This window comes from Mesorhizobium sp. Arg314 (assembly GCF_053714275.1).
Genome location: NZ_JBSKBP010000377.1, coordinates 1 through 233 on the forward strand (window position 1 = coordinate 1; position 233 = coordinate 233).

1 protein-coding gene is annotated in these 233 nt (G+C 64.8%); it reads left to right on the plus strand.

Annotated features, from left to right (window positions below; all coding sequences use genetic code 11):
* On the plus strand, positions 1 to 233 hold a 233-nt coding region (locus ACWGS9_RS35935), incomplete at both ends, for a 3-oxoacyl-[acyl-carrier-protein] synthase III C-terminal domain-containing protein (protein ID WP_454509578.1).

The following is a 233-nucleotide window of genomic DNA, read 5'->3' on the forward strand; positions in this document are numbered from 1 at the left end:
GTCGGACATGACCCGCTTCGTCCCGCACCAGGCAAATGCCCGCATCTTCAATGGAGTCGGCAAGTCGCTCGGCATCCCGAACGAGCGCATCGTCAAGACCATCGCCGACTATGGCAACTCGTCGGCCGCAACAATCCCACTGTCGCTGTCGGTCGCTCACAGCGCCAACCCTCTTCGGCCGGGTGAGAAACTGCTGCTGGCGGCGGCCGGCGCAGGTCTTGTCGGCGGAGCAC